Origin of the sequence: Ramlibacter sp. (assembly GCF_035706265.1) — a bacterium.
Taxonomy (GTDB): domain Bacteria; phylum Pseudomonadota; class Gammaproteobacteria; order Burkholderiales; family Burkholderiaceae_C; genus Ramlibacter.
The window spans coordinates 1-6,512 of sequence record NZ_DASSVG010000522.1 but is presented as its reverse complement, the minus strand read 5'-3'; the positions used below and the strand labels follow the sequence as shown (position 1 = coordinate 6,512).

10 protein-coding genes and 1 pseudogene are annotated in these 6,512 nt (G+C 70.8%); 5 read left to right on the top strand and 6 right to left on the bottom strand.

All coding sequences use genetic code 11. From position 1 onward, the window contains the following. A pseudogene (locus VFM98_RS18710) lies at positions 1-665 on the top strand (hypothetical protein); the annotation flags it as partial. Between the two features lie 6 nt (positions 666-671). On the opposite strand, the gene VFM98_RS18705 reads toward VFM98_RS18710, so the two are convergent. Both VFM98_RS18705 and VFM98_RS18700 read right to left on the bottom strand, forming a co-directional pair. Beyond that, entirely contained in the window at positions 672-1,130 is a 459-nt protein-coding gene (locus tag VFM98_RS18705) for a hypothetical protein (protein WP_325111406.1), read from the bottom strand. 115 nt (positions 1,131-1,245) lie between these two features. Then, positions 1,246-1,521, bottom strand: a complete 276-nt coding sequence (locus VFM98_RS18700; RefSeq protein WP_325111405.1) for a KTSC domain-containing protein — start codon at positions 1,519-1,521, stop codon at positions 1,246-1,248. Between the two features lie 148 nt (positions 1,522-1,669). On the opposite strand from VFM98_RS18700, the gene VFM98_RS18695 reads away from it, so the two are divergent. Continuing rightward, complete coding sequence (locus tag VFM98_RS18695; protein ID WP_325111404.1) at positions 1,670-1,951, top strand: hypothetical protein; 282 nt, start codon at positions 1,670-1,672, stop codon at positions 1,949-1,951. Positions 1,952-2,077: 126 nt separating this feature from the next. Here VFM98_RS18695 and VFM98_RS18690 read toward each other — a convergent pair whose 3' ends face one another. Then, a complete protein-coding gene (locus VFM98_RS18690; RefSeq protein ID WP_325111403.1) occupies positions 2,078-2,224 on the bottom strand; it encodes a hypothetical protein in 147 nt (48 codons plus the stop codon). Positions 2,225-2,485: 261 nt separating this feature from the next. Here VFM98_RS18690 and VFM98_RS18685 point away from each other — a divergent pair, with 261 nt between their 5' ends. Further along, a complete protein-coding gene (locus VFM98_RS18685; RefSeq protein WP_325111402.1) occupies positions 2,486-2,791 on the top strand; it encodes a hypothetical protein in 306 nt (101 codons plus the stop codon). A 122-nt stretch (positions 2,792-2,913) separates the two neighbouring features. Continuing rightward, positions 2,914-3,255 (top strand): hypothetical protein, encoded by a 342-nt coding sequence (locus VFM98_RS18680; RefSeq protein ID WP_325111401.1) that lies wholly within the window; start codon positions 2,914-2,916, stop codon positions 3,253-3,255. Positions 3,256-3,282: 27 nt separating this feature from the next. Here VFM98_RS18680 and VFM98_RS18675 read toward each other — a convergent pair whose 3' ends face one another. After that, positions 3,283-3,564 (bottom strand): hypothetical protein, encoded by a 282-nt coding sequence (locus VFM98_RS18675; RefSeq protein ID WP_325111400.1) that lies wholly within the window; start codon positions 3,562-3,564, stop codon positions 3,283-3,285. Positions 3,565-3,782: 218 nt separating this feature from the next. Here VFM98_RS18675 and VFM98_RS18670 point away from each other — a divergent pair, with 218 nt between their 5' ends. After that, entirely contained in the window at positions 3,783-4,223 is a 441-nt protein-coding gene (locus VFM98_RS18670) for a DUF7673 family protein (RefSeq protein WP_325111399.1), read from the top strand. A gap of 54 nt (positions 4,224-4,277) precedes the next feature. Here the strand turns inward: VFM98_RS18670 and VFM98_RS18665 are convergent, their stop codons facing one another. Beyond that, complete coding sequence (locus VFM98_RS18665; RefSeq protein WP_325111398.1) at positions 4,278-5,933, bottom strand: alpha-amylase family protein; 1,656 nt, start codon at positions 5,931-5,933, stop codon at positions 4,278-4,280. A 25-nt stretch (positions 5,934-5,958) separates the two neighbouring features. Further along, positions 5,959-6,512 (bottom strand): amidase family protein (locus tag VFM98_RS18660; RefSeq protein WP_325111397.1); only part of this gene is annotated, 554 nt, incomplete at its 5' end.

The following is a 6,512-nucleotide window of genomic DNA, read 5'->3' as shown; positions in this document are numbered from 1 at the left end:
CCGAGCGCGCCACGATCGAGGCCTTCCACGAGATGGCGGCGCTGTTGCAGTCGCACGCGCCCGGCGCCTGGCGCGTGCTGCGCGGCCTGCGGCCGCCGGCCGGCTTTCCCGGCGAGCGCGGCAAGGCGAAGGACGAATGGGATGCGGCGATCGCGTGCGGGCCGCAGCTCCTGCTGCTGGCCGAAGTCAAGGCTTCGCCGGCCGCCGCCAGCTCCGACTTTTCGCGCCTGCACCGCGGCCTGCAGCGGCTGGCGCACGCCGAGCCGTCACGGGCCTACGACTTCGCCAGCGCCGACGGGCCCGCGCGCATCGCCGGCGCGTCGCTGCGCGCCTTGCAGCCACCCGCCCGCGGCCTGCCCGCGCACGTGATCTACTGCTGCACGGCGGCGACCGAAGCGAAGCCGCAGTGGCTGGCCGCGGCCAGCAAGGCCGTGCTCGCGGCGGAACCGGCGAGCCTCGCCTATGCGCGCGCCCTCGCCGAAGGCGCGGCGCCCGAGGAGGCGCAACTGCAGCCGGTGTGGGAGGCGCTCACGCACGCGCCGCGCCTGCGCGCCACCCTGCACCAGGACGCCACCGCGCGGCTCGCGCGCGAGGCGATGCTGCATCCGCAGGACCTCGCGCAATGCCTGGCGGCGCTCATGACACAGCGCACGCGCGGGGACTGAGCAGGCTCAGACCTCTTCGAGCTCGTAGCGCGTCCAGGCGTGCGCGAGCAGGTGACGCAGCGAGATCTGGCGCTGGTCGTAGGCGGCCGCCGCTTCGTCCACGGTGGGCTCGACGCCGGCGAGCGCGCCCTCGAAGGCGGACTGGTAGCTCCGCAAGGCCTCGCGCGCGCCCTTCCTGCGCACGCCCCGCAGCGCGGTCTGCAGCAGCTTGCGGCTCTGCACGGTGCCGTTGTCTATGCAGCCGCGCAGCTTCTGCCCGTCGACGATGGAGATGCTCTCGCGATAGCGCACCTCCACCCAGCGCGAGCAGCCCGCGAGCGCCTGGAGCGTGTAGTTGCGGTAGGTGTCCACCTGCCCCGCGCAGCACCGTGCGGGATGGTCGTCGGGCTCGCCCTGGGACCGGGTGGCGAGCGGCAGCAGCGCGGTGGCCAGCGCCACGGCGACGGCGCGTCGGTTCTCTGGCATGGACTTCTCCCTGGCTGCGGACCAGCCTAGTCCGCCCAGGCGACGCGGATGAATGCCCGAAGGTGCCGCCCCCACCGCAACGCATGGTGACATCGTGCGGGCCCGTTAACACTCCTCACTCGGGATCGCCTCCGAACAGGTCGCGCAAGGTCTTGCCGCCATCGGCCGCGGGCGGCCGGGCGCGCGGCGTGCCCTTGGGATATTCCTCCGCGATCCGGTCTTCCCAGTAGGTGGCGGGATTGGGCGCGCTGCACAGGCGGCGGAACACCTCCTCGGGCACGTGCTTGTAGGCGAGCACGGAACGATCTTCCCAGTGCAGCTCGAGCTGGCGCGACGCGGGGTCGTAGTCCGCCTTGCGGATCCGGCCGCTGGTGAAAACTTTTGTCGGCATGGACCTCTCCTGGGGACGATTTTGGAGCAGTCCGGGCCGCGCTGTCCGGCAGCGAACCGACAGACGGGCCATGTAAAAGGCACTTTCGTCCATTGGTCCCGAAACGTCTCGTCCGTAACATTTCTTTCAAGCTTGTGGGGAGAGCGACATGAGACTGAGCTTGTGCGACTGCGGCGTGGCCTACCTGGTGCGATTGAACCGATCCTTCTGGATGCGGTTCGTGCCCGGTCGTCGCCATTATTTCTGCGTCCGCTGCAAGACCCACCAGCTGCTCTCGCGCCAGGGCCTGCGCCAGGCGTTCCCCGCGCTGCCGACGCAGATGGACACCTCGGCCACCGCGCCGGCAGCCCTGGAGCAGTTGCCCACGCCTTCGGAACTGTTCGCGGCCAGCACGCGGGCCCCGGCACGGGAGCGCGCCCGCACGCGCTAGCGCCCGGCGTCCCCGCGCCGCCCCAGCCGCAACCCCGGTCTCTCCGCCCTCTCCCCCACGCAGCCCCCGGACAGCAAGGCCTCCGGACCCCACCCCCACGACGGACCCCGCGCGGGGCTGCGCGCATCAACCCGAGATGTTGTGATAGCGCTCGACCTGGCACGCGTAGCTGGCTTCGCCGGCATCGCAAGGCGAGGGCACGCGCTGTGCCGTCGGCAGGGCGGTGCAGGCGCCGAGCGCCAGCAGCAGCAAGAGCACGAGTTTCCTGGCCATGTCCCCTCCATTCGCGGCGCACGGCCGCGGCGCAACGGGATGGCCAATGTACGGCACGTGCGGAGCGCGTGCCTGGGCGCCGGAATGTCGCTTGTGCCATCCGGGTTTTCCCGAGATCCGGCGCCACAACCTGCCGACCGTGAACTGGCACACGCCATCCCGTGCCCGACTGTTGCTGCCAAACCTCCATTGGGGTAGGTGGGTGCCGATGGCATCTTGTCATGGCCCAGCCGGGCGGCTACAACAGTTACGGAGGTCGACATGTTCCACAGCAGACACACCCCCGAGACCGCGCTCCTGAAGCTTCTGGCGGGCCTGGCCGCACTCGCCGTGCTGGCCTGTGCGTCCGTGCTCGCGATGCTGGGCATGCGCGCCATCGCCTACAGTCCGCTGCTGGCCACCGCCATGGTCCTCGCCATCGGCGTGCTGCTCGTGGGCCTGCGCCGGCTGGTCGGCGAGATCGCGGACCGGCGGGCGGCCTATGACCTCGCTGCCTCCGAGCTCACCACCCTCACCTTCCCGCCCGAGCCGCGCGTGCAGCGCCCGCGGCCTTCGCAGCTGCGCTGAACGCCGCCGGCGCCCCGGCCGCCCTGCGCCGCGCCTGAATGCCGCCGGGCGTGTAACACGAACGCCTTGCATCCGGGCACGGCAGGTCCATACTAGCGGCCCCGATGTCGAAGGAGCTCGCAATGTGCTACCTCGTTCGTCAACAGCACCCTGAACTGGAAGCCGGCGGGGTCGCGCAGCCACCGGGGCCGTCCTCGGCGCGGCCGCGCTGGGCCGGCGCCACCGCGTTCGCCGTGTTCGGCGGCCTCGCGCTGGCGGGAACCCTGCTCACCACTCCCTCGATGGCGCCGCAGCTCGATGGCGCCAAGCAGAGCGGCGCGCCGCTGCCGGTGGCCCAGCGCAGCACGCAACTCCCCGCAGGGGGCGGCGTGCAGGAAACGGCGCTGGGTGTCGACGACGGGGTGCCCACCAGCACCACCGACACGCCCAAGGGCATCGCCGGCAACTGCCACCACGGGCTGTAAGCCGCGGCGGCAGCGCCGCGCGCGGCCTCAGCGCGCCGGCAGCTTGGTGCGCGTGCTGCCGCTGCGCGGCGCGGCATCGGCCGGCGCCTCGGCGCGCGCACTGGCGCGCGTTTCCGCCTGGAGCTGCGCTTCGGCCTCGCGCTCGTGCGCGTAGAAGCGCCAGCCGGCGGCCAGCATGACGAGCGAGAACACCGTCATGTAGCGGTATTCGTTCTTCTTGGTCGCACTCACCAGGGCGGCCAGCAGGGCGAGCGCGCCGGCGACGAGCAGCAGTTTGACGTCGGTGTGCAGGTTGCTGAGGAATTCCATGGATGCTCCCGGTGCGACCTGCCACGGTACCCGACCATGGGGATCCTGACCAGCCCGCAGGCCGGTTGCGGGCCCGGGATGTGGCGGCAAGGGTACGCCGCCGGCAACACGTTCGCGCCGCCTGCCCCGCGAATGTCCTCTTAACACGCGCCGGCTTCCTGCAGTAGAAAGCGCAGGACCGGCGGGCGCCAGCCGCCGGCGCGACCAAGGGGAGCGCCATGGACAAGGTCGAACGCGAGCGGCGCCACCGCGCCAGCCTGGAGCGCATCAACCGCGTGCAGCTGGTGGTGGGCCGGGGCGACCGCATGCGCGTGGACCACGAAGGCACGCTGCTGGAACGCGCCCGGATGCTGGGCGAGGAGATGCGCTCGCACGAGGCCACCGAGCAGGGGCTGGCCGCGTTCGACCGGCTGCTGCGCCTGGCCGAGGAACGCGATGCCCGCCATACCCGCGACATCCTGGTCTTCCTGTCGGCGGTCTGGAGCAACCGGCCGCTGCCGCTGGCCACCCTGCGCGGGCTCGATCCGGCGGTGGGCGACGACATGCTCGCGGTGCTGGATGCCTTCCGCTATGCGCGGCTGGACCTGGTGGAGGCAGTCGAAGGCGGGCCGCGCCGCGTGGCCCACCTGCTCGCCGAGCGCAGGTTGTCCAAGGCCTGAAGAAGCGCTGACCGACGCGCTTCCACGCGCGAGCGATGCGCGGGCCGCGCCCGCTCAGGCGCTCGTGCGATCCAGCAGGTAGCCGAGCCCGCCCGCGCGGTACCAGTGGTAGCCGTAGGGCTCCATCACGATGCGGTGCACGCCGCGGCCGTCGGCCTGGCTGTGGTCCTGCGTCAGCAGGTTGATCAGCTGGCGGCCCTTGCCGTCCACGGACCGCAGCCGGATCTCCGTCGCCTCGTCGAGGAAGTTGTGCACCATCACCACCGCGTTGTTGCGCCAGTCGTAGCGCAGCGCCAGCACGCCGTCGTTGCCGGTCTCCAGCACGGTGAAGTTGCCCCAGCCGACCTCCGGCACCTCCTTGCGCATGCGGATGATGCGCTCCGTCCAGTTCAGCAGCGAGCTGCTGTCGCGGCGCTGGTCGGCGGCGTTGATCTTCTGGAAGCCGTACGGCCCCTGGCCGATCACCGGCAGCACCGGCTTGTCCGCGCGGGTGAAGCCGGCCTGCGGCTCGGTGGACCACTGCATCGGCGTGCGCGCCGCATTGCGCTCGGGCAGTTCCAGGTCGTCTCCCATGCCCAGCTCGTCGCCGTAGCGGATCACCGGCGTGCCGGGCAGCGTGAACATCAGGCTGTAGGCCAGCTCCAGCCGGCGCCGGTCGCCGCGCAGCATGGGGGCCAGCCGCCGGCGGATGCCGCGGCCGTACAGCTGCATGTTCTTGTCGGGGCCGAGCGCATCGAACACCTCCTGGCGCTGCTCCTCGGTGAGACGGCCGAGATCGAGCTCGTCGTGGTTGCGCAGGAAGTGGCCCCACTGCGCGTTCTCCGGCCGCCCGCGCGTCTGCTCCAGGGCCTTGGCGAGCGGCCTGGCGTCGCCGGTGGCGAGCGCGTAGAAGACGCGCTGGTTGACCCAGAAGTTGAACATCATCTGCAGCCGGTCGCCGTCCTCGCCGAAGTAGTGCACGTTGTTCTTCGGCTCGACGTTCGCCTCGGCGAGGATGATCGCGTCGCCGCGCCGCCATTGCAGGAACTCGCGGAACTCGCGCAGCATCTCGTAGCGTTCGCGGCTGCGGATCTCCGGGCCCTTGGTCTGGATCACGAAGGGCATCGCGTCCATGCGGAAGCCGCACACGCCCAGCTCCAGGTAGAAGCCCATGATCTTGCGGATCTCCGCCAGCACCATCGGGTTCTGCGTGTTCAGGTCCGGCTGGAATTCGTAGAAGCGGTGGAAGTAGTACTGGCCCGCCACCGGGTCGCGCGTCCACGTGGTCTTCTGCACGCCCGGGAACACCATGCCCTCGTCCGCGTCCTTCGGCTTGGTGTCGGACCAGACGTAGAAGTCGCGGTACTTCGAGGCCCGGTCCTTGCGGGCCTCCTGGAACCAGGGATGCTCGTTGCTGGTGTGGTTGATGACGAGGTCGATCATCACGCGGATGCCGCGCTGCTTGGCCTCGTGGGTGAAGTCGACGAAGTCGCCCAGGGTGCCGAAGCAGGAATCGACCTGGTAATAGTCGCTGATGTCGTAGCCGTCGTCCTTGCGCGGCGACTTCTGGAACGGCATCAGCCACAGGCAGTTGATGCCCATGCCGTGCAGGTAATCGAGCCGACGCGACAGCCCCTCGAAATCGCCGATGCCGTCGCCGTTCGAGTCCATGTAGGTCCCGACGTGCAGGCAGTAGATGACCGCGTTCTTGTACCAGAGGTCCTTGATCATGGGCTGCTGGCGGGCTGGCGCGACTTCATGCCCCGGCGTTCGGACTTTGGACCCGCGGTGCCGCGATCGGGCGCAGCTTCTCGAGCGCGGCGGCCACCCGCAGGATCGCGGCCTCGCCGTCCAGGGGACCGACGATCTGCAGCCCGATCGGCAGGCCCGCGCGGTCGCATCCCACCGGGAACGAGGCCGCCGGATGGCCGGTGAGGTTGAAGGGATAGGTGAAGTAGGACCAGTCGACGGCATTGCGGCCGTCGTGCCCGGGCGGAACGTCCACGCCCACCGGCAGCGCGGTCACCGGCAGCGTGGGGGTGAGCAGCAGGTCGACCTCGCGGAATACCGCCCCGGCACGCGACCAGGTCTCCTCGCGCAGGGCGGCGAGTTCGGCCTCGACCGGCGGGCCGAAGGCTTCGAGCGCATCGACGGCCGCGCGCAAGGCGGGATTGACCAGCGCACGCCGTTCCTCACTGGCGGCCAGTTCGGCGAGCCGCTCGCCGATGCGGCCGTAGAACAGCCGGTTCCAGGCCGGCGCCGGATCGCGCGCGAAGGGCGGCGGCACGGCCTTGAGCACCGCGCCCTGTG